Annotated in this window: 23 protein-coding genes; 21 read left to right on the forward strand and 2 right to left on the reverse strand. The window is 30.7% G+C overall.

The annotated features are described in order from the left end of the window. The first annotated feature begins 1 nt into the window (after position 1). From HYG85_RS21775 to HYG85_RS21845, 15 genes are all read left to right on the forward strand, one after another. Positions 2-715, forward strand: coding sequence for a M48 family metallopeptidase (locus HYG85_RS21775; RefSeq protein ID WP_212691435.1), 714 nt, complete (start codon positions 2-4; stop codon positions 713-715). Between the two features lie 121 nt (positions 716-836). Then, positions 837-956, forward strand: a complete 120-nt coding sequence (locus HYG85_RS21780) for an AAA family ATPase (RefSeq protein ID WP_212691436.1) — start codon at positions 837-839, stop codon at positions 954-956. A 233-nt stretch (positions 957-1,189) separates the two neighbouring features. Beyond that, positions 1,190-2,143, forward strand: a complete 954-nt coding sequence (locus HYG85_RS21785; protein ID WP_193774718.1) for an AAA family ATPase — start codon at positions 1,190-1,192, stop codon at positions 2,141-2,143. A gap of 15 nt (positions 2,144-2,158) precedes the next feature. Continuing rightward, positions 2,159-2,980, forward strand: coding sequence for a DUF58 domain-containing protein (locus HYG85_RS21790; protein ID WP_113675282.1), 822 nt, complete (start codon positions 2,159-2,161; stop codon positions 2,978-2,980). Continuing rightward, complete coding sequence (locus tag HYG85_RS21795; protein WP_212691437.1) at positions 2,977-3,768, forward strand: hypothetical protein; 792 nt, start codon at positions 2,977-2,979, stop codon at positions 3,766-3,768. Before HYG85_RS21790 ends, HYG85_RS21795 begins: the two co-directional genes overlap by 4 nt. Beyond that, positions 3,765-4,736 carry a VWA domain-containing protein gene (locus HYG85_RS21800; protein ID WP_244971243.1) on the forward strand — a complete coding sequence of 324 codons (972 nt, stop codon included), beginning with the start codon at positions 3,765-3,767 and terminating at the stop codon, positions 4,734-4,736. Before HYG85_RS21795 ends, HYG85_RS21800 begins: the two co-directional genes overlap by 4 nt. A gap of 37 nt (positions 4,737-4,773) precedes the next feature. Beyond that, positions 4,774-5,760 carry a VWA domain-containing protein gene (locus tag HYG85_RS21805; protein WP_212691438.1) on the forward strand — a complete coding sequence of 329 codons (987 nt, stop codon included), beginning with the start codon at positions 4,774-4,776 and terminating at the stop codon, positions 5,758-5,760. Then, a complete protein-coding gene (locus HYG85_RS21810; protein ID WP_244971244.1) occupies positions 5,757-6,719 on the forward strand; it encodes a tetratricopeptide repeat protein in 963 nt (320 codons plus the stop codon). The genes HYG85_RS21805 and HYG85_RS21810 overlap by 4 nt, the downstream gene beginning before the upstream one ends. Then, a complete protein-coding gene (locus HYG85_RS21815) occupies positions 6,709-8,400 on the forward strand; it encodes a BatD family protein (protein WP_212691439.1) in 1,692 nt (563 codons plus the stop codon). Before HYG85_RS21810 ends, HYG85_RS21815 begins: the two co-directional genes overlap by 11 nt. A 180-nt stretch (positions 8,401-8,580) precedes the next feature. Further along, entirely contained in the window at positions 8,581-8,859 is a 279-nt protein-coding gene (locus HYG85_RS21820) for a CD3324 family protein (protein ID WP_113675277.1), read from the forward strand. Positions 8,860-9,094: 235 nt separating this feature from the next. Next, a complete protein-coding gene (locus HYG85_RS21825; protein WP_113675276.1) occupies positions 9,095-9,679 on the forward strand; it encodes a DUF1062 domain-containing protein in 585 nt (194 codons plus the stop codon). A gap of 120 nt (positions 9,680-9,799) precedes the next feature. Continuing rightward, a complete protein-coding gene (locus HYG85_RS21830; RefSeq protein ID WP_113675275.1) occupies positions 9,800-10,456 on the forward strand; it encodes a response regulator transcription factor in 657 nt (218 codons plus the stop codon). Positions 10,457-10,458: 2 nt separating this feature from the next. Then, positions 10,459-11,901: a sensor histidine kinase gene (locus tag HYG85_RS21835; protein ID WP_212691440.1), complete on the forward strand. Its 1,443-nt coding sequence runs from the start codon at positions 10,459-10,461 to the stop codon at positions 11,899-11,901. After that, on the forward strand, positions 11,894-12,568 hold the full coding sequence (locus HYG85_RS21840; protein ID WP_212691441.1) for a hypothetical protein: 675 nt from the start codon (positions 11,894-11,896) through the stop codon (positions 12,566-12,568). The genes HYG85_RS21835 and HYG85_RS21840 overlap by 8 nt, the downstream gene beginning before the upstream one ends. 90 nt (positions 12,569-12,658) lie before the next feature. Continuing rightward, on the forward strand, positions 12,659-13,282 hold the full coding sequence (locus HYG85_RS21845; protein WP_212691442.1) for a GyrI-like domain-containing protein: 624 nt from the start codon (positions 12,659-12,661) through the stop codon (positions 13,280-13,282). 69 nt (positions 13,283-13,351) lie between these two features. Here the strand turns inward: HYG85_RS21845 and ychF are convergent, their stop codons facing one another. Further along, a complete protein-coding gene (gene ychF, locus HYG85_RS21850) occupies positions 13,352-14,449 on the reverse strand; it encodes a redox-regulated ATPase YchF (RefSeq protein WP_212691443.1) in 1,098 nt (365 codons plus the stop codon). Positions 14,450-14,599: 150 nt separating this feature from the next. Continuing rightward, on the reverse strand, positions 14,600-14,773 hold the full coding sequence (locus HYG85_RS21855; protein WP_193774716.1) for a hypothetical protein: 174 nt from the start codon (positions 14,771-14,773) through the stop codon (positions 14,600-14,602). A gap of 276 nt (positions 14,774-15,049) precedes the next feature. Here HYG85_RS21855 and lgt point away from each other — a divergent pair, with 276 nt between their 5' ends. The 6 genes from lgt (at position 15,050) to HYG85_RS21885 (ending at position 20,357) form a co-directional block, all read left to right on the forward strand. Then, positions 15,050-15,907: a prolipoprotein diacylglyceryl transferase gene (gene lgt, locus HYG85_RS21860; RefSeq protein WP_113675250.1), complete on the forward strand. Its 858-nt coding sequence runs from the start codon at positions 15,050-15,052 to the stop codon at positions 15,905-15,907. 53 nt (positions 15,908-15,960) lie between these two features. Continuing rightward, the gene (locus HYG85_RS21865) at positions 15,961-16,131 is read left to right on the forward strand and encodes a Spo0E family sporulation regulatory protein-aspartic acid phosphatase (protein ID WP_113675249.1); all 171 of its coding nucleotides are present in this window, start codon (positions 15,961-15,963) and stop codon (positions 16,129-16,131) included. Between the two features lie 396 nt (positions 16,132-16,527). After that, on the forward strand, positions 16,528-16,959 hold the full coding sequence (gene mraZ, locus HYG85_RS21870; protein ID WP_113675248.1) for a division/cell wall cluster transcriptional repressor MraZ: 432 nt from the start codon (positions 16,528-16,530) through the stop codon (positions 16,957-16,959). Between the two features lie 33 nt (positions 16,960-16,992). Beyond that, positions 16,993-17,937: a 16S rRNA (cytosine(1402)-N(4))-methyltransferase RsmH gene (rsmH, locus tag HYG85_RS21875; protein WP_212691444.1), complete on the forward strand. Its 945-nt coding sequence runs from the start codon at positions 16,993-16,995 to the stop codon at positions 17,935-17,937. After that, on the forward strand, positions 17,938-18,471 hold the full coding sequence (locus HYG85_RS21880) for a hypothetical protein (RefSeq protein WP_212691445.1): 534 nt from the start codon (positions 17,938-17,940) through the stop codon (positions 18,469-18,471). It abuts the gene before it with no gap. A 5-nt stretch (positions 18,472-18,476) separates the two neighbouring features. Beyond that, positions 18,477-20,357 (forward strand): peptidoglycan D,D-transpeptidase FtsI family protein, encoded by a 1,881-nt coding sequence (locus HYG85_RS21885; RefSeq protein WP_212691446.1) that lies wholly within the window; start codon positions 18,477-18,479, stop codon positions 20,355-20,357. The last annotated feature ends 75 nt before the right edge of the window (positions 20,358-20,432 follow it).

Consider the following 20,432-nt stretch of genomic DNA (forward strand, 5'->3'; position numbering starts at 1 on the left):
TATGAGACTAGAAATTAAATATGGAACAAAGGTTATTGAGTTTAGTGTTGAGTATAGAGATAGAAAGAGTCTAGAAATAAGTGTAGAAGCACCAGATATTGTGAAGGTGGTTGCTCCTATAGATACAAATGAAGAAGTCATTAAAGAAAAAGTGTATAGCAAGGCATCTTGGATAGTACAGAGATTATTTGAGTTTAGAGATATAGAGTATAGAAAGATTGACAAAGAATATGTTTCAGGGGAAAGTTTTATGTACTTAGGCAGAAATTATTCGATGCAATTGTTAATAGATGAAAATATTAAGAATAATCAAGTTAAGTTATATCAAGGCAAGTTATATATTATTTCTAATACCAAAGAAGAAATTGTACTTCAAAGATTAATGGAGAAATGGTATAGGACTAAGACATTAGAAAAAGTTACTGAAAGAGTTGAATATTATAAGCATTTTTTTAAGGTTGAACCTTCTAATATTAAGGTTAAAGAACAAAAGAAGAGATGGGCAAGTTGCACTTCTAAGAATGAATTATTATTCAACTGGCGTTGTGTAATGGCACCATCTAATGTGTTGGATTATATTGTTGTACATGAAATGTGTCATATGATATATCCTAATCACTCAAATGAATTTTGGGAGTTGGTTGTTTCCATTTTACCTGACTATGAATCTAGAAAAGATTGGTTGAAGAAGTTTGGAGTTAGAATGGATTTGTAACCATAAAAATATATTATAGCAATTTTGGACTAGTTAATATATAATAAAATTATGTTAGAAAATGGATAGAAGTTTTAGTTATCAATAAAGGAGAAATAATCTCTATGAATAGGTGATTTATTTGATTAGGAATTTTACATTTGAAAATTTTAAAAGCTTTGATAAGACAACCTTAGATATTGAACAGTTGACAATCATGGTAGGTGCAAATGCAAGCGGAAAAACTGTTATAAGTACATAGTTAAATTGTAAAACGATTAATTTTAAGCTGGCTATCTTAGCAGCTTTTTTTATGGTGATATTGCTCACAAAGAGCACTGACATTATAAGGATTATTAGTAGTAAAACAAAAAAAATCAAATATTTTGCTATAATTAACAATTTATTCATATATAATTCAAAAAATAAATATAAAATAGTATTTATTGGTATTGCATTAAATATCATATTTGTATTACTAAGGAGGATTAAGAAATGGAAATAACAAGTTTATCTGATAAACAACAGATAATATATTCACTAAAAGATGAAATAAATAAGGTGATTGTTGGACAGGACTATATGGTTGACAGAATACTCATTGGTCTTATGACTGGAGGACATATCTTATTAGAAGGTGTCCCAGGTCTAGCAAAATCCCTGACAGCAAGTACTATAGCTGAGGTAAGTGGAGTTGATTACAAAAGGATACAATTTACTCCTGACTTATTACCAGCAGATATCCTTGGTACAGAGATATATAACCAAAAGAATGGTGAATTCATTATTAAGAAAGGACCTATCTTCAGTAATCTAATACTTGCTGATGAGATAAACCGTGCCCCTGCTAAGGTGCAATCAGCTCTACTAGAAGCAATGCAGGAAAAACAAGTAACAATAGGTGATACTACTTACCAGTTGGAAAGACCATTTTTAGTAATTGCTACACAGAACCCACTAGAAGAACAAGGTACTTATCCACTTCCTGAAGCACAACAGGACAGATTCATGATGAAACTTAAAGTGAAGTATCCTGATAGGAATGAAGAAAGTAAAATCATTGATCGTTTTACTATGGATAATTACTATGAACCTAACCTTACTAAGATTTTATCATGCAGGGATATATTACATCTAAGAGAACAAATAAACGGTATTTATATAGATGATAATGTTAAGAACTACGTACTTGACATAGTTCTGAAAACTAGAGAAAAATCTAATTATATAGCTTGCGGTGCATCACCACGTGCTAGTTTAGGTCTTATAAAATCTGCAAAAGGACGAGCTTTCTTAGAAGGGCGTGATTATGTAGTACCAGATGATATAAAATCTATGGCATATGATGTTCTAAGACATAGAATATTACTCTCATATGAAGCTGAAGCTGATGATATTACTTCTGAAGATATAATAGCTGGAATTTTGGAAAAGGTTAACTTACCATAGATAAGGAGTTAAACAATGGTTTCAAGAGAAATGATTAAGAAGATAAGACAAATTGAAATAAAGTCCAATAAAATAGTTGAAGAAATATTTTCAGGCGAATATCGTTCTGGCTTCAAGGGTAAAGGAATGGAATTTGACGATATCAGACAGTACTATCATGGTGATGACGTTAGAAATATTGATTGGAACGTTACAGCTCGTCATAACAAAGCATATGTAAAACAATTCTGCGAAGAACGGGAATTGAACATGTTTCTAATTATTGATATGTCAAAATCAAGTGATTTTGGTAACAAAAAAGAATTGATAGCAAGCATCGGTGCAACATTAGCTCTATCAGCAAGTAAAAATAATGATAGAGTTGGTATGATTCTATTTACTGATGAAGTTGAAAAATTCGTACCTTCCAAAAATGGAAGAAAGCATGTTTTATCAATTATAGAAAATATTCTTGATTTCAAACCTAAGAATAAGGGAACCAATCTTGGGAGAGCACTACAATATTTTAATAGAATTGAGAAAAAGAGAAGTGTGGTTTTTGTTATATCAGATTTCCTTGATGAAGGTTATGCAAAAGACCTTAAAATTACTTCTGGACGTCATGATCTAGTTATGGTACGTGTTATTGATAGAACGGAAGAACTGATTCCTGCTGGTGCTATTTTTACTTTTGAAGACTTGGAGACAGGAGAGATAATAGCGCTGGATAATCTTAAGAAAGAATATAAATTAGATAATAACTTTAAGATGTATAGAAAAAACATTATTAACATATACACTGACGAAGATTATTATAAACCGTTAAAACAATTTTTCAGAAGAAGGGGTAATAGATGAGAAAAAGAAAAGTTATATATTTAATTAGTTTAATATCTTTATTGTTGCTTATTTCATCTATGACTATATTAGCTGAGGAAAGAAGTATATACGTTGGTGATTTGATTAATATAGAGATTGAAACAAATTTATATAGTGAAGATGATATAAGAGATAAATTCAAGGATTTTGAAATAGTTGATATAAAGGATACTGACAAAGGATATTTATTGACTTTACGCAGTTTTGAAACTGGTAAGAAAACTATTCAGATAGATAATAATGAAATAGAGATAGAGATTAAATCAACTCTTAAAGAGATTGATAGAGATAAAATATATGAAGGTGATGAGGGTACAAAGAGTTATGGATTCTCGTTTAATTATAGTTATATATTTTATCTATTGATAGGTATCTTTTTGATAACAGGATGTATAAGTCTATGGCAATACATGAAAAGAAGAAAGACAGGTCCAGTAAGTGCTTTTATTATTTTCAAAAAAGCAACAGATGAGATTTCATTAGAAGAACGTGATTGTTTTGTTACTATGACATTGAATCTGAAGAATTATCTGCAGACAAAGTATTCATGTTCTATTAGAGGTAAGACATGTAATGAAATAATAGCCGAGATTTCATCAATAATTGTTTTGGAGCCTTATATACCTGATATCAAATCTTGGCTTCAGATGTGTGATTATTACAAATTCACAGGAGTAGCGGTTACCACAGAACAAAAACAAGAATTACTTATAAGACTTGTAGAAATAGTGGAAAAAATAGAACAAGCAAAAGAGGTAGAAGTATGATACGATTAGCGAATTGGTATTTCTTATTGTTTATACCTTTAATTATATATATTTTCATAATCAAGAAAAACAAAACTACATTAAAATTTTCTAGTGTTAAGTTGCTAAAAAGTTCTGGGCTTAAAAAAACTTATAAGCATAAAATCAGTAAGTACATGATATGCTTGAGTTTAATAATATTGGTTGTAGCACTTTCTAGACCTCAGTTGACCAGCCAACCAGACACCATACAGGAAAAAGGGATAGATATTGCAATGGTACTAGACGTATCTGGTTCAATGGAATCTGTAGATTTCAAGCCTAATCGCCTTGAGGTTGCTAAGAAAACCATTGAGGATTTTGTAGAAGAAAGACCTTCAGATAGATTAGCATTGGTAATATTTGCTGGAACTGCATACACCAGAATACCATTGACACTTGACCATAACATTGTAAAGCAGTCATTGGAAGAGATAACCACAGAATCAGTTAATGATAACGGTACAGCTATTGGCATGGCTATTTCTGTTGGACTTAACAGACTGAAAAAGAGTGATTCACAATCTAAGGTTATGATATTAGTTACTGATGGTGAAAATAACGCAGGAGCCATTAAGCCAAATACCGCATCTGATTTGGCAGAAGAATTAGGCATTAAAATATATACTATTGGTGTAGGAACAGATGAAACCATATATCCAGAAGTAGATATATTTGGACAAACTAGATATAAGCGATATGAAGGTGGACTTGATGAAGAATTATTAAAAGGTATCGCTGAAAAAACTGGTGGCAAGTATTATAGAGCAAGAGATCCCCAGGCAATGTCTAAGATATTTTCAGATATAAATGAACTAGAGAAGACAAAATTTGATAGGGATGATTTTGTACAGTACAAAGAACTTGCTTTTGATTTAATTAAAGTAGCTCTTATTTTGCTGCTGCTAGGTATTTTCCTTGACCGTTATTTTTATATTCAAATTCCATAATGTATGCAGTAACTAAGATAGAAAGAGGGTTATTTTATTGAATGGTTTAGAATTTAGATATCCTTTTAATATAATATATATCATAATTCTGATAGCGTGTTTGGCTGTTTTTATACTAGGATATTATAAAAAGAAAAAAATATTGAATTTGTTGAAGTTTGATGCTAAGGTGAGATTTATATCTGTCAAAATCATTTTAATGACTGTTGCTATTGGTTTAATAGTATTTTCTCTTCTTGGACCTCAGAAGCTGAAAGGGCTTACGGAAGTAAATAGAGAAGGACTTGACATATATGTTCTCATTGATACTTCCAAGAGTATGCTAGCTGAAGATATCAAGCCTAATAGGATTAGCAGAGCTAGGAAGATAGTTGAGAATATAATTGATAATCTTAAAGGAGATAGGATAGGCTTTATTCCTTTTTCATCATCAGCTTTTGTTCAAATGCCTTTGACCGATGATTATGACTTGGCTAAGATGTTTCTTAAGGTAATTGATACGGATATGATTGGAGGAGGAGGCAGTAATGTTGGTACTGCAATTAGCCTAGCTGATAAATCTTTTGACCAAACTTCTAGTGCAGATAAAGTTGTAATAGTTTTGAGTGATGGAGAAGAACATGATTCCAACAGTTTGGAAGTACTTAAAAAGATCAATGATGATAACTTGAAAGTGTTTACTATTGGTATAGGTACAGATAAAGGCGGTTTAATACCTGTATATGACCCTGCTACTAATAATGTCATAGATTATAAAAAAGACCAAAATGGGCAGCCAGTAATGTCAAAATTGAATTCGGATATATTGAAAAGTTTAGCTTCTAGTGGTAATGGGGCATATTATCAATCATCATTAACTGGTGAAGAGATTGATTCCCTTACGAATGATATTCGCCATCTAAAAAGAGACGTGTTGAAAACTAGGAAATTGAAGAGATATAGATTGTTATATCAATACTTTTTAGGTGCAGGGATATTATTATTTATTCTAGCATATTTCATTCCAGAAAGGAGGAAGTTATGATGAAAAAGATTTCTTTTATATCTGGAGCATTGATAGTAGTCATGTTATTACTTTTTTTGACAGGAGTACTTGATTTCAATAATGAAATAAAAAAATCCATAGCCAGTGGTAATAAGTTATATGCTTCAAAAGACTATGACACATCTCTAGAAGTGTATAGAAAGGCATTAGAAAAGAATTCTGAAGATGCTATACTTAACTATAACTCTGGACAAGCATCATATCAATTGAATAATTATGAACAGGCAATTGAACATTATGATAAAGCTTCTGACAAAGTAGATAAATATTTACACCAAGGGAATTGCAGTTATAAGCTAGCTGATAGCAGTAATGACATGAACCAGAAAATGGAGAGCTATAATAAGGCTCTGGAAATTTATAAAAACGGTATGGTCAATTTCCCTAGTAATGTAGAGTTGAAATATAATTATGAGCTTGTAAAAAGTAAAATAGATGAGATGAACAAAGATAATCAGAATCAGCAAGATAACGAAAATCAACAGGACAACAAAGAAAATCAACAAGATGATAACAAAAATAATCAAGATGGTAAAAACGACCAGCAGGATAATAAAGACAATCAGGAAAATGAGGACAATAAACAAGGACAACAGCAGGACCAAGATAATCAAAACAATGAATCTGGTAGTGAGGACAAAAATAAAAACGAAAATGGAGAAGATGAAAACAAGGAAGAGGAACAAGAAAGTGAGCAATCCAAGAATAAAGAAGGAAATCAAGACGAAGATAAGAAGAATCAGCAAGAACAGGGCGAAAAATCTGATGAGGATAAAGAAGATGGTAGCAGCATGAATAAGGAAGATACCTCCGAAGGAGAACAAAATGATAAAGACATAATGCAGGTACTACAGATGTTGGAGAAACAAGAAGAGAGTAGTTTGAAAAATAATCAACAAGTAAAAAACAGTGGTAAGGAGGAGAAATATGACTGGTAAAAGAATGAAAGTTAGAATTTCCTTCATATTATGTTTGATAACTACACTTATATTACTTACAGAAGGAAGCGTTTTAGCAAAAAAAGAGGCAGAGTTTCGTCTTGATATCGACAGTCTTAATCTAGAGGAAGGGGTCAGTACTAATCTAGTTTTTTCAATAATAAATGCTAATGGATGTAAGGATCTGGCAATAGATGGATTAGATAATTTTGATGTATTATCAACAAGTCAATCAACATCTACTAGAATTATAAATGGAGATACAACTAGTCAGATTGATGTTACTTATGTGTTGATGCCAAAGAAAGAAGGAGAATTCACTCTTCAAGGTAGTATCAACTATAAGGGGGATATACGTAAAACCAATTCATTGAAAGTAAATGTCAGCAAAAGGAATGATGATGTTCATAATGAGGAGGTCAAAGATATATTTTTAAAGACTTTAATCTCTGATGACGAAATTTATTTTGGGCAAAAGATTGGTTTGACTTATGAACTCTATTCACGTTATAGCATTGAAAGCTATGGTTTTGCAGATCAAATAGGTTTTGATGACTTTATGGTTAATGAAGTTGCCAATGATGACCTAAAAGGTAACTATGTTTATGTTGATGGTAATAAATATGTTAAATACGAAGCTAAGAAGATGTATTTATCACCAATAAAGACAGGTAAGGTAACAATACCTTCATATAAATTTCAAGCTAATATTGCTACATCGAATTTTTTTGATTCATCTAAACCAGTATACTTAGGGACAACTGAAAAAGAGATAACTATTAAGCCTTTGCCAGAGGAAAATAAGCCTGATGATTTTTCGGGGCTGGTTGGTGACTTGAAAATAGAAGCTGAGTTTAATAAAGACCAGTTAGAATATGGGGATTCACTGACTCTTAATGTTACAGCTTCTGGTAATTGTAACTTAGAGATTCTAGATAAGATAATAAAAGATGGGGTACCCGGATTTTCAGTTTACGAAACAGTAAAAGGTATGGATGAAAGCATTGAAAATAATCAATATAATGCTAAAAAGCAATTTGAAGTAATATTGGTTCCAGAAAAAAACGGAGATATCAAGATTGATCCTATCTACATATCCTACTTTGATACTGTATCAGGAACTTATAAAAAAGCTGAGATACCTGGAAAGACTATTACCGTAACTGGTGAAGTCCCAGAAAATAATCAGTCCAATAATCAGTCCAATAATGGAGATAAAACAGATAACAAAGAATATGCAACTTCTCAAAAGATTAAAATTAATCAGGTCAGTTACAATATGACTGATCAGGATTACGTTACACTGAAAATGAGCAAGAAAGGTTTGTTGATAGCTTTTATTATACTCATTATCTTAATACTATTAGCTGTATTCTTAATTGTTTTAAGGGCGTATGCTAAGAAACAAGACAAAGAGCTTAATAATCTGTATAAGCGATTAAAGAACAGTGATAATGAAAATGAAATCTACAATATTCTAAATGACATGATAAAGCACCATTATAATATAAGCTTAAAAGCTAATTCCAAAGACTTTATAAGAGGTAGTATTGAGGAGCATGAAGTTGCTGATATTGTAGTGGAAATCATTAATTATATGGAAAATAAGAAGGATAGCGCTAATAGAGATAATAGATATCTAAAAGAGAAAATTAAGGAGATATATAATAAGATTAAATAATAATATCTTGCAAATTTCTCATTAATTGATTAATATGTTATTGAGGGAATACAATTTATTCACGGGAGGTTTATATATGAGAAGATATGTTATAAATGCGTAGCAGAGGCTATTGCATTGGAAAATTATAGATAATAGCCTTTGCATAATCCTAAAAAATAATCTATTAGGAGGAGCAAAATGAGCTATATTAAGGCGGCGGAATTATTACCAAAGGATTTGGTAGAATTAATTCAGAATTATATTGATGGTGAATATATTTATATACCCAAGAAGGAAAAAAATAAAAAAGCTTGGGGAGCAAATACAACGACTAAAGCTGATCTAGCTGATAGGAATATGAGTATATACGAGAAATATAGTAACGGTCATTCAGTCAAGGAACTTGCAGATGAATTTTATTTATCACAAAAAAGTATTCAAAGAATTATTTTAAATATAAAAAAGAAATATTGTTAGATACATAAGCCTGTTTCAGTATATTGATTCAGGCTTATTTTTATTTCTGAAAAGAAAATAAGGTAGTAGTTTTATATAAACATTAGTATAATATCCAAGTGACATATTGATTAAAAGGAGGATTTTTTTATGAGAAAACTTATTATTAATGCTTAGCAAAGGCTATGCATGATAAATCAAATATTGTGAAATAGCCTTTGCGTAATCCTAGAGATAAATATATAGGAGGAGCAAAATGAGCTATTTAAAAAACATAAAGTGGGAAATAGTTCCTTTAACAATCCCAGCTGTAATAAGGAACTGTCCAAAATGCGGTAATAATGCTGTTTATAGAAGTAGTGGAAAATTTCGAGTAAATGCCAATAAGAATAAGCTGGATATATGGCTTATATATCAATGTGAGAAATGTAAATCTACCTGGAATATGGGGATATATGAAAGAATAACACCTGCTGATATAGATCCACAGCAATATGAATTATTTTTAAGTAATGATATTGAGCTTGCAAAAGAATATGGATTTGATATTGCTATCCATAATAAAAATAAGGTCAAGCTTGATTTTAAGAATGTTGAATATGAAATTATTGGTGAAGATATAGATTTAATCAAAAATGATTTTACGGAGGAAAATAAAATCATTCTTGATATTATATGTAAATATCCACTTGATTTGAGGGTGGATAGAGTTTTAAGTAAGAAGCTAGGTATTTCAAGGGAAAAGGTAAAAAAATTATATAAGGATTCAGTTGTTATTGGTGAAAATAATAAAAATTTGATGAAACAAAAGATTAAAGATAGAATTATGTTATTAATATAAACCCATGATATATAATAAGTTCTGTTTATTTGTAAAGAAGTTGTAAATTAACAGCTTTTCTATTGACCTTCATTTATTTGTGATATAAAATAAGACACATATTTACAGGGAGGTTATATCTTGAAAAGGAACATACTAATTGTTGAAGACGAGGCAGCAATATCCAATCTAATTAAACTTAATTTACAATCAGCAGGGTATTATACGGAACAAGCCTATGATGGTGAAACAGCTCTTGCACTTATTTTAGAAAATACTTATGATTTAATTTTATTAGATGTGATGTTGCCTAAGATAGATGGTTTTACATTAATGCAAAAGATTGAACATTTAGATATTCCAGTAATATTTTTGACTGCCAAATCAGACGTTATTAATAGAGTAGAGGGACTGAAATTGGGGGCTGAAGATTATATAGTTAAACCTTTTGAAGCTATAGAGTTATTAGCAAGAATAGAAACTATTCTTAGACGTTTTAATAAAGTAAATAATATCTTAAGATTCAAGGATATTGAAATAAATGTATCAGAACATATTGTACGTAAGAATAATGAAATAATTGATTTGACCCTAAAAGAATATGAACTCATATGTATACTTGTGAAAAACAAAAATATTGCGCTTTCACGAGAAAAACTTATAGAATTAGTTTGGAATTTTGATTATTTAGGTGGAACAAGAACTGTAGACATGCATATTGGCACACTTCGTCGAAAACTGGACTTACAGGAAAACATTAAGACTGTTTATAAAATCGGGTATCGCTTGGAGGAATAACATTGAAGATTTGGTTTAAACTGTATCTATTCTCTATAATCTTATTTTCTTTAATCTTTTGGATTACAGTATTTGTTATTATTGAAACATTTCATAATAATACACTCACACAACAAGTAACCAACAGTCTTAATGAACATCAAAATATATATAATGGTATAAATATGGATATACCAGCCTATGAAAAACTACAAAGATATTCTAGAGATACTCTGTCCAGTACTCAAACCCTAGTATCCTCATTTAATGTATATGCTAGTAATTATAATTCTGATAATTTTTATCTGGAACTCTATAACGATAAACAAGAAGTTATTTTCAGTAATACAAATTTCATTGATAATATATCTAGAGAAGATCTTAATAATCTAAAACCTAATACCCGTCAATATATAATTAAGGATATTGGGGATAGAAGTTATATCTTCATATCCAGTATTCTAAAATTCAGTGATGACAACTATTATTTTTCATATATCTATGATTTGACTAATATTTATGATGAGCGTAGTGAACAATATAATTTTACGTTAAAACTATATTTATGCTTTTTGGTTGTATTCATGTTTTTAATGTTTATTATTAGTAATTTCTTGACTAAGCCTTTATCCAAGTTGACGCAAGCTACAATAAAGATTACCAAAGGTAAATATTCCGAAAGAGTGTCAGTCCGTTCTGGGGATGAGATAGGTATATTGGCTGATAATTTTAATCATATGGCAGATGAGATATCCACTAAAATTGACAAGCTGCAAGAACAGAATAATGAAAAACAGCGTTTCATTGAAAATTTGACACATGAACTTAGAACTCCACTTACATCTATAATAGGTTATGCAGATTATTTGCAGCGTTCAAAATATGACGAGAAGGTATTCTATGAGGGATTAGAATATATTCATAAGGAAGGGCAGAGATTGCAGCAATTATCTTTTAAACTTATGGATCTATTACTGATAAAAAAAGATTCATTTGAATTTCAAAAATATGGAATCAAAGATATTTGTAGTCAATCCATTGGAACTCTAAGACCAAAGATCTTAGAAAAATCAATTGATATAGAATTAATAGGCGATGATTTCGAGTGTTATATGGAGCAGGATTTGATGCAAGTATTCTTTATTAATTTTATAGAGAATGCAATACGTGCATCATATGAAGATTCAAGGATAATCATATCAATTGATAGTAATAATCAACAAGTTACCATAACAGATTATGGTATTGGAATGGACCAAGAAAATATTGATAAGATTTTTGAACCCTTCTACATGATTGATAAATCAAGAACCCGTTCGGAGAATGGAGCTGGATTAGGACTTGCATTATGTACTAAGATTGCTGAATTTCATCATATCAAAATAGATGTAGTGAGTGAGTTGAACAAAGGAACTTCTATAGTGTTGACATTCAATAATAATCAAGGAGGTAACCAGGATGCATAAAAAATTAATACTCCTTATAATATTATTGATAGCAAATTTACTCCTTAGTTCTTGTAGAATTAGTACTAAGATCAAAAAAGATACTCTATATGAAGAAGAATATGATCTATCTAGCCTTCAGTTGGATACAGAGGAAAAAAGTGATAAAATGACAAAAGATGAAGCACTTGTATATGCTTTGGAATTCTTAGAAAATAACTTGGATAGAAAACTTTATCTGAATGAATTAAAGATAGAATGTATGTACGAAGATAAGGATATATTAAAAGATTACAAGAATATCAGTGAGGAAAATCTTATAAACCTAGAATTAGGATTATATTCTATAAAATTCGAGTTACCGGAAGTAGATGAGAGATTTTCTTTTTTGATTAATGCAATGGATGGTAATATAAGTGATTATACTCATCATTCACAAACGTCTGAACCAAGTGATAAGGAAAATCTATCCGAAGAAGTTTTAAATGAGATAGCATTAGATTTTATTCAGAAAAATAATATCAATCAAATAGAAGAACCTGAAATAATTGATACCGTTAACAATTACATGTATGCTCTATTAATAGAAGATGTTAAAAATCCAGGAATAGTTACAATCATTTATCTTAATAAAAAAACTGGTGAGATAATTTCTTTTTACACTATTTATGATAAACATGATAAATAATCTTTCCATAATATTTCTTAATATGACATGAATGTTGTCATATTATATATGGTATTATTCTATATATTAATGTAAGAAAGAAGAGATAATATGAAATACGAATGGAGAAAGACAGAAAAAAATCTATATGTTCCTAAGGCTGAACCACAATTAGTAACTGTACCTGAACAAAAGTTCTTCATGATAAGTGGTAAAGGGAATCCTAATAGTGAAGAATTTGCTGAAAAAATCGGAGTTCTATATTCTATGGCATATGCAGTAAGGATGATGCCTAAGAAAGGTTATACTCCCGAAGGGTATTTTGAGTATACTGTCTATCCCCTTGAAGGTGTATGGGATTTGACAGAGCAAGGTAAACTAAGTGATAGCTTGGATAAAGATGAATTATTATATACCATCATGATTAGACAACCTGAATTTGTGACTAGGGAAGTAGTTGATATAGCATTGGAGAATGTCAAGAAGAAGAAACCACACCCTTTATTAGATGAAATAACTTTTGATACTATGGAAGACGGGTTATCTGTTCAGATGATGCATGTTGGGTCATATGATGATGAACCTGAAACTTTTAGACAAATGAAGGATTTTATTGAAGAAAATGATCTAGAGATAAAAACACTGAGACATAGAGAGATTTATCTTTCTGATGTAAGAAAGACTGAGAAATCAAAATTGAAGACGGTTTTGAGATATAGGGTGCAGAATAAATAGGTATAATAAAACCTCCTAATGGTGAAATAATCATCAGTAGGAGGTTTTCATTTTGTATGATAATATTATTTACACGTTGAATCTGAACAACATTACATCTCCGTCTTGTACAACATATTCCTTACCTTCAACTCCAACTAATCCTTTTTCTTTTGCAGCAGTATAATTACCACATGCGATAAGGTCTTCATACTTGACTACTTCTGCACGGATAAATCCTTTTTCAAAGTCGGTATGGATTTTACCAGCTGCACCAGGAGCTTTTGTACCTTTTGTAATAGTCCAAGCTCTTGTCTCTTTTTCTCCAGCAGTAAGGAAACTGATAAGACCAAGAAGACTGTAGCTTGCATTTATTAATTTTTCAAGACCTGCATCTTTTATGCCAAGGTCCTCTAGGAACATTGCTCTTTCATCATCGTCAAGTTCAGAAATCTCTTCTTCTATCTTAGCACATATTACAAAAGCCTCAGAAGCTTCTTCCTTAGCGAATTCTTTTACTAATTGTACATAAGGATTACTAGCTCCATCATCTGGAAGATCATCTTCTGTAACGTTAGTCCCATAGATAACAGGTTTATATGTAAGAAGATTAAGGGATTGGGCGAATTTGATATCTTCTTCAGAATTAAACTCCACGTTTCTTGCTGATTTACCTTCTTCTAATTCCTCTTTTAATTTCTTTAAGACTTCTATTTCTTTTGCAAGGGATTTGTCTCCTTTTAGAGATTTAGTTGTCTTAGCTATCCTTCTATCTAATATCTCAATATCAGAGAAGATCAATTCAAGATTGATGGTTTCAATATCTCTTATAGGGTCGATAGAACCGTCTACATGAACTACGTTAGTATCTTCAAAACATCTCACTACATGAACTATAGCATCTACCTCTCTTATATTGGATAAAAACTTATTACCAAGTCCTTCGCCTTTGCTTGCGCCTTTTACTAATCCGGCGATATCAACAAACTCTATAACTGCAGGTATAGTTTTTTTAGAATCATATAATTTAGTTAATTCATCAAGTCTTGGGTCTGGGACTGTAACGATACCTATATTAGGGTCAATAGTACAGAATGGATAGTTAGCAGATTCTGCTCCAGCCTTAGTTAATGAATTGAATAACGTACTTTTACCAACGTTTGGTAATCCTACAATTCCTAATTTCATTGGTCGTCTTCCTTCCTAATTAATAATATTATTCTTTACTGCTGTTATTATAAATATTATCTAGCAGTATTGTCAACTATATATATTGAAATTAATCATCTATATATACAAACAAAAACCTAGGTTATTAACCTAGGAATTATATATAAGCTATTTTCTATTCATTGCAAGTCCAATTAACCAACCTTGAATAAAACAAAAGATAGCGATAATAATGGAAGTTTTTTTGATATCAAATTCCATTATGCTTTTTTCCTGAGATTGCTGTTGTACTTGTTTTTCGCCTACTCTATGATGTGGTCTTCTATGATTAGGTCTATTCATTATAGTTCCTCCTTTATTTCATCTAATATATGTTCTTATATTATAATTATATATTAGTATAACACAATATGATAAAATTAATCAATAATATATATTTAACTGCTTTATTAAGTTAATATACTACAATAACACTGATATATAGTTAATGTCCAAGAGGTTTCTGTCTGTATATGTCGTATAAAAAATTGTTATGGTAAATGTGGACGAAAAGTTTGCATTTTCTAAGAATATACTATATTATATTTGTAATATGATTTTTTATGGAGGAATGAAAAAATGAATTTAGCACCAGACATAATTTTTCCCAATCTAGGTATAGAGATAAATAGTATCGACCCGGTTGCATTTAGCCTATTTGGTTTAGATGTATATTGGTATGGTTTGATAATCGGATTTGGGATACTCGCAGGATTATTTGTTGCAGTTCAATTAGGCAAGAGAAATGGTATAGACGAAGCCTTATATCCTGATTTTTTAATCTATGCACTTATCGTATCAGTAGTTTCAGCTAGATTGTTTTACGTTATGTTTTCATGGGATGAATATAAAGATAATCTAGTAAAGATATTTGCATTCAGAGAAGGCGGACTAGCTATCTATGGAGGAATCATTGGAGCAGTAATAACTCTAATCATATTTTCAAAGCGTAAAAAAGTTGATTTCTGGAATTTTGCAGATACTGCAGCTCCAGGCCTGATACTTGGACAAATTATTGGTAGATGGGGTAATTTCGTTAATATGGAAGCATTTGGCGGTTACACCGAGAATCATCTGGCTATGATGTTGAAAACTACTAAGGCTAAGTATATTCCTGCACAACTACTTGATAAAATCAAAACGGTAAACGGTGTGGAGTATATACAAGTCCAACCAACATTTTTATATGAATCACTATGGAATTTAGGTGTTTTAGTTCTATTGTTAATTTATTTCAAAAGAAGAAAATTCAACGGAGAAATATTTGCACTATATCTTTTGGGATATGGTTTAGGAAGAGTTTGGATTGAAGGTCTAAGAACAGACCAATTAATAATTGGCGGTTCGGGTATTCCAGTTTCACAATTACTTGCAGGGGTCCTTATAGTTGTGTCATTAGTGTTTATAATAATCATGAGGAGGAAGAGAACAAGATAGAAAACGAATGCTACAAATATTGAAAGAAGCTTAAAAGCTAAGGGGAATGAGAAATGCAGAATTACAATATTGAGCAGCTAAGGGAAATTCTTGACGAAATGATCGCTTGCAAAGCTGATCAGCAAGAAATTTATAGAGTCAGTGTTGAACTCGACAAACTTATTGAAAGTTATTATGTTAAAGCAAATATGACAGAAAAACAGTACAGTAAAATAAATAATTAACTTTCCTTGAAAATAAAGAAAATGGGTATTAGTACTTATGAATTAAGGGAAGTGAGAGTTAATTACTATAGGTGTACAGAAATAGTTTGAATTGTAAATTTAAATAAAAATTTGTATAAAATAAATAGAAATAGTATACAAAAACTATAAAAAATAATTAAATGCATTCGTTTTAAATAGTAGTAGCATTGTAAAAGTAGTAATAATGTATAAAAATCTAATAAAAATTTATATAAAATAACAGATTAGTTGTATTGGTCTGTTATTTTTTTTTGTCTAAATACTTGAAAAACTCTCTCATATATACTATTATATGGATATAGGTGGTAGAAAGTGGTAGTGAGTGGTAGAAAGTGGATGATAGTCTAACTATCTGGGGAATTGCAGGTGAATGCTATGTTTATAGGCGAATATAAACATTCAATTGATGATAAAGGAAGATTAATAGTACCTGCAAAATTCAGGGCTCTACTAGGCGAGACTTTTTACCTAACCAAAGGATTCGATAATTGTTTGATGGTATATACAGAAGAGGAATGGAATAAATTTATCGAGAAGTTGAATAATAACCCTATGAAGAAAAAAGATGCAAGAAGAATACAAAGATTCTTTATTGCTTCAGCTAATGAATGTAATCTGGACAAGCAGGGAAGAATATTGATACCATCACACCTGAGAGAATATTCAGTGCTTGAAAAAGAAGTCATCCTGATTGGTGTTTCCAATAGGGTAGAGATTTGGTCTAAAGAGAATTGGGAAGATTATAATGCTGATGAAGATATTGATATAAGCGAATTAGCAGAAGACATGGAAGACCTAGACATATAGTTTAATAGACATAAATAGAAAGAAGGAGTAAAAATGGCATTTCAACATAAGTCAGTACTATTAGAAGAATGTATAGAAGGACTTAACATTAAGCCAAATGGTATCTATATTGATGGAACTCTTGGTGGAGCAGGACATTCTTATGAAATATGTAAAAAACTTAATAAAGACGGATTGCTAATAGGTATTGACCAAGATGAAAATGCTATTGATGCAAGTACGAAAAAGCTAGCAGAATATAAAGGTATTGTTAAAATTCATCGTGCTAATTTTTCAGAATTTGAATCAGTCCTTAATGAAGAAGAGATTCCAAAAGTAGATGGTATCTTATTGGACCTTGGTGTTTCATCACATCAGCTTGATACTGCGGAAAGAGGATTTTCATATATGAAGGAAGCACCTCTTGATATGCGTATGGATACAAGACAAACAACTACAGCAGCTGATATTGTAAACAACTATGATGAGGAAGAATTATATAAAGTAATCAGAACATATGGAGAAGAGAAATGGGCTTCTAGAATTGTCAAAAACATAGCAACAGCTAGACAAGAGAAACCTATAGAAACTACATTAGAGTTAGTTGACATCATTAGAAAATCAATACCTAACAAAGCTATGCAAAAAGGTGGACATCCTGCCAAGAGAACATTTCAAGCTATTAGGATTGAATTAAATGAAGAATTGAATGTATTGAAAGATACATTGAATGATATGATAGATAGACTTAATGATGGAGGAAGATTATGCATTATAACATTTCATTCATTAGAAGATAGAATTGTTAAAAGAGCATTTAAGGATAATTTTGATCCTTGTACATGTCCTCCAGATTTTCCTATATGTGTGTGCAACAAAAAATCAAAAGGTAAGATAATAACTAGAAAACCAATTATAGCTACTGAAGAAGAATTAAGTAGCAATAGCCGATCTAAAAGTGCTAAGCTTAGAATATTTGAGAAAGTTGAGGTGAAGTAGATGAGCAAAAAACAACATTATAATACTGATAATCAATTCTATGTGATAGGGAATAATGCAACCAAATTGGATAGAGATTACAATGCTTATAACAGTGATTCAATCAATGAAAATAATTTGAATGAAGTTAGAAGGAATAAGGCGCATAGAAGAGTTGTCAAGAGATACAAATATAAGTTGAAATTTTCACTTATACTATGTCTTACCATGGTTATGTGCTTAATCATGATAAAAACACAATTTACCGTATCAGATAGATGTGATAATATTGCAGCGTTAGAAAATAGACTCAACAATCTCAAGAAGAACAATAAATTAATTGAAGAAAGTATCAATACTAATATTGACCTTAATAAAATATATGAAGTAGCAACCACTAAGCTTGGCATGGTAGTACCTAGTAAAAACCAAATAAATAGATTAGATGTGGCACAGAACAGTTATACAGAACAATTGACTGATATAACACAACCAACCCAACAGAATAATGATTTTAACAATATCGTAAGTTTTATTCTAACAAAGGGAAGGTGATTTCATTGAATAACACGAAAGATTATACATACAAAGCGAAAAGGAATCTAGTTTTCCTTTTCTTTATTTTTATTACATGTATTCTTTTATTATGTTTTCGAGTATATTCCATAGTTAATGCAGAAAGCTTGAATTATAAGAAACGTGTATTGTCTCAACAAGTTAACAATAGTGTCAGGTATAATAATCTGCTAGAACCTAAGAGAGGGACAATATATGATAGAAACGGTAGAGTTTTTGCAGAGAGTAAAAAAGTATATGACTTGATTTTTGACCCAGGAGTATTAGCTAAATGTGATGAAGAAGATATAGATGAGACTATTAATTTTTTAGTTAATACTTATGATTTTAAAGAGATGGATCTCAAGGATTTATTGAAAAATAGAGCTTTCAGTAATTATGAGGTTTTAGCCTCTAATCTTAATTATAGTGAAATTGAAAATGAATTTGATGATATAAGAAAAAGGAAATATAAAGGACTTCATCTAAAGGAAGCATATAAGAGACTATATCCTAATAATAATATGCTATGTGACGTATTAGGATTCGTGGATAAGGGTAATCAAGGTAGATGGGGTGTTGAAGAGACTTATGGTAATTATCTGAGAGGAGAAGAAGGTAGAGAATTTGGTGTTATCAATGATGGTAATTACATAGAAAATAAATACATAGAACCTAAAAACGGTAATGATGTAGTACTTACCATAGACCAAACTATTCAATATTATGTAGAAGAAGCTATAAAGGCTAACTTGGAAAGTAATCCTAAAAATGTATATGTAGTTGCTACTAATCCACAAAATGGAGAAGTACTTGCTATGGCTAGTTACCCTGATTATAACTTGAATGATCCTTATGATTTGACTGCATATTTTACTGAAGAAGAAATTAAGAATATGCCTCTAGAAAAAAGAACGGAATTCCTTTATGGATTATGGCGTAATTTTAACATTAGTGATACTTATGAACCCGGTTCAACTTTCAAACCATTTGTGGCTGCAGCAGCTATAGAAGAAAAGAAAGTGAATTTATTTGAAACATTTCATTGTAGTGGTAGTAAAAAACTTTACGGGCATAGTATTTCATGTTGGAAATCTGAAGGACATGGAGATTTGACGGTTGTAGGGGCACTAGAAAATTCTTGTAATGTAGCTTTTATGGATATAGGAGCGAAGATAGGTAAAGACATATTTTATGAATATCAGCAGTTATTCGGATTAGGAACAAGAACTAACATTGATTTAATAGGTGAGGGAGATTCAGAGTACTATGATTTGGATGGACTTGGACCTGTTCAACTAGCTACTTGTTCTTTTGGACAAGGTTTTACTATAACTCCACTTCAATTAATAACATCTTTTGGTTCATTGATTAATGGTGGATATTTATATGAACCTCATATGATGAAAAAGATTGTCAATGAAAATGGTAATGTTGTAAAAGTAAATGATGATAAACGAGTAAGACAAGTCATATCATCAAAAACAGCTCAGACAATAAAAGAAGCTTTACATTCTGTTGTTGAAAATGGTACAGGTAAGAGAGTTGCTATTGAAGGATATGATATTGGGGGTAAAACAGGTACAGCAGAGAAATTACCTAGATCAGCAGAAAAATACATGGTCTCATTTCTAGGATTTGCACCAGTGGATAATCCAAAGATAGCGTTGTTGGTAATTGTAGATGAACCTGAATCACCAAAACCAACAAGTATATTTGCACAGAACATTTTTAAGAGCATAATGGAAAAGACACTTCCATATATGAATATCTATCCTCGTATAGAAGGTGAGAAACAAGGAAATAGTACAGTAGATAAACCAAAAGTCAATGCTGATACAACTACTGATAAGAAGACCGAAGAAAATATTGAACCCGAGATATAAGAATCGGCTTATATTAATTATTAAGTTTCCTTTAAATTAAGCATAACATTTATGAAAACTCATAGAATTATATAA

Origin of the sequence: Vallitalea guaymasensis, from assembly GCF_018141425.1 — a bacterium.
GTDB classification, from domain to species: Bacteria; Bacillota; Clostridia; order Lachnospirales; family Vallitaleaceae; genus Vallitalea; species Vallitalea guaymasensis.

Bases quoted from the DNA above. Each gene is read 5' to 3' on its own strand.
- HYG85_RS21775 (WP_212691435.1), top strand. From the start codon at position 2: ATGAGACTAGAAATTAAATATGGAACAAAGGTTATTGAGTTTAGTGTT.
- HYG85_RS21785 (WP_193774718.1), top strand. From the start codon at position 1,190: ATGGAAATAACAAGTTTATCTGATAAACAACAGATAATATATTCACTA.
- HYG85_RS21790 (WP_113675282.1), top strand. From the start codon at position 2,159: ATGGTTTCAAGAGAAATGATTAAGAAGATAAGACAAATTGAAATAAAG.
- HYG85_RS21795 (WP_212691437.1), top strand. From the start codon at position 2,977: ATGAGAAAAAGAAAAGTTATATATTTAATTAGTTTAATATCTTTATTG.
- HYG85_RS21800 (WP_244971243.1), top strand. From the start codon at position 3,765: ATGATACGATTAGCGAATTGGTATTTCTTATTGTTTATACCTTTAATT.
- HYG85_RS21810 (WP_244971244.1), top strand. From the start codon at position 5,757: ATGATGAAAAAGATTTCTTTTATATCTGGAGCATTGATAGTAGTCATG.
- HYG85_RS21815 (WP_212691439.1), top strand. From the start codon at position 6,709: ATGACTGGTAAAAGAATGAAAGTTAGAATTTCCTTCATATTATGTTTG.
- HYG85_RS21820 (WP_113675277.1), top strand. From the start codon at position 8,581: ATGAGCTATATTAAGGCGGCGGAATTATTACCAAAGGATTTGGTAGAA.
- HYG85_RS21825 (WP_113675276.1), top strand. From the start codon at position 9,095: ATGAGCTATTTAAAAAACATAAAGTGGGAAATAGTTCCTTTAACAATC.
- HYG85_RS21840 (WP_212691441.1), top strand. From the start codon at position 11,894: ATGCATAAAAAATTAATACTCCTTATAATATTATTGATAGCAAATTTA.
- HYG85_RS21845 (WP_212691442.1), top strand. From the start codon at position 12,659: ATGAAATACGAATGGAGAAAGACAGAAAAAAATCTATATGTTCCTAAG.
- ychF (WP_212691443.1), bottom strand. From the start codon at position 14,449: ATGAAATTAGGAATTGTAGGATTACCAAACGTTGGTAAAAGTACGTTA.
- HYG85_RS21855 (WP_193774716.1), bottom strand. From the start codon at position 14,773: ATGAATAGACCTAATCATAGAAGACCACATCATAGAGTAGGCGAAAAA.
- lgt (WP_113675250.1), top strand. From the start codon at position 15,050: ATGAATTTAGCACCAGACATAATTTTTCCCAATCTAGGTATAGAGATA.
- HYG85_RS21865 (WP_113675249.1), top strand. From the start codon at position 15,961: ATGCAGAATTACAATATTGAGCAGCTAAGGGAAATTCTTGACGAAATG.
- mraZ (WP_113675248.1), top strand. From the start codon at position 16,528: ATGTTTATAGGCGAATATAAACATTCAATTGATGATAAAGGAAGATTA.
- rsmH (WP_212691444.1), top strand. From the start codon at position 16,993: ATGGCATTTCAACATAAGTCAGTACTATTAGAAGAATGTATAGAAGGA.
- HYG85_RS21880 (WP_212691445.1), top strand. From the start codon at position 17,938: ATGAGCAAAAAACAACATTATAATACTGATAATCAATTCTATGTGATA.